Genomic DNA, 1,591 nt, shown 5'->3' with positions numbered 1-1,591 from the left:
GAGCAAGACAAACACTTTTATGGAGAGTTTGATCCTGGCTCAGGATGAACGCTGGCGGCGTGCCTAATACATGCAAGTCGAGCGAATGATGAGGAGCTTGCTCCTCTGATTTAGCGGCGGACGGGTGAGTAACACGTGGGTAATCTGCCTGTAAGACGGGGATAACTCCGGGAAACCGGGGCTAATACCGGATAATAAGAGAAGAAGCATTTCTTCTTTTTGAAAGTCGGTTTCGGCTGACACTTACAGATGAGCCCGCGGCGCATTAGCTAGTTGGTGAGGTAACGGCTCACCAAGGCGACGATGCGTAGCCGACCTGAGAGGGTGATCGGCCACACTGGGACTGAGACACGGCCCAGACTCCTACGGGAGGCAGCAGTAGGGAATCTTCGGCAATGGGCGAAAGCCTGACCGAGCAACGCCGCGTGAGCGATGAAGGCCTTCGGGTCGTAAAGCTCTGTTGTTAGAGAAGAACAAGTACGAGAGTAACTGCTCGTACCTTGACGGTACCTAACCAGAAAGCCACGGCTAACTACGTGCCAGCAGCCGCGGTAATACGTAGGTGGCAAGCGTTATCCGGAATTATTGGGCGTAAAGCGCGCGCAGGCGGTCTCTTAAGTCTGATGTGAAAGCCCACGGCTCAACCGTGGAGGGTCATTGGAAACTGGGAGACTTGAGTGCAGGAGAGAAAAGTGGAATTCCACGTGTAGCGGTGAAATGCGTAGAGATGTGGAGGAACACCAGTGGCGAAGGCGGCTTTTTGGCCTGTAACTGACGCTGAGGCGCGAAAGCGTGGGGAGCAAACAGGATTAGATACCCTGGTAGTCCACGCCGTAAACGATGAGTGCTAGGTGTTGGGGGGTTCCACCCTCAGTGCTGAAGTTAACACATTAAGCACTCCGCCTGGGGAGTACGACCGCAAGGTTGAAACTCAAAGGAATTGACGGGGGCCCGCACAAGCAGTGGAGCATGTGGTTTAATTCGAAGCAACGCGAAGAACCTTACCAGGTCTTGACATCCTTTGACCACTCTAGAGATAGAGCTTTCCCCTTCGGGGGACAAAGTGACAGGTGGTGCATGGTTGTCGTCAGCTCGTGTCGTGAGATGTTGGGTTAAGTCCCGCAACGAGCGCAACCCTTGACCTTAGTTGCCAGCATTCAGTTGGGCACTCTAAGGTGACTGCCGGTGACAAACCGGAGGAAGGTGGGGATGACGTCAAATCATCATGCCCCTTATGACCTGGGCTACACACGTGCTACAATGGATGATACAAAGGGTTGCGAAGCCGCGAGGCCAAGCCAATCCCAAAAAGTCATTCTCAGTTCGGATTGTAGGCTGCAACTCGCCTACATGAAGCCGGAATTGCTAGTAATCGCGGATCAGCATGCCGCGGTGAATACGTTCCCGGGCCTTGTACACACCGCCCGTCACACCACGAGAGTTTGTAACACCCGAAGTCGGTGGGGTAACCCTTTTGGGAGCCAGCCGCCGAAGGTGGGACAGATGATTGGGGTGAAGTCGTAACAAGGTAGCCGTATCGGAAGGTGCGGCTGGATCACCTCCTTTCTATGGAGATTATGAAACACCTTCG

Annotated in this window: 1 rRNA gene; it reads left to right on the top strand. The window is 54.0% G+C overall.

Annotation, left to right across the window (positions count from 1 at the left end):
• The first annotated feature begins 16 nt into the window (after positions 1-16).
• Positions 17-1,566, top strand: a 16S ribosomal RNA gene (locus IHV11_RS20985).
• Positions 1,567-1,591: the final 25 nt, after the last annotated feature.

The sequence above is a fragment of the Fictibacillus sp. 26RED30 genome, assembly GCF_015903845.1.
Taxonomy (GTDB): domain Bacteria; phylum Bacillota; class Bacilli; order Bacillales; family Fictibacillaceae; genus Fictibacillus; species Fictibacillus phosphorivorans.
The sequence above is the reverse complement of the archived record's forward strand: the minus strand, read 5'-3'. Positions and strand labels throughout refer to the sequence as shown.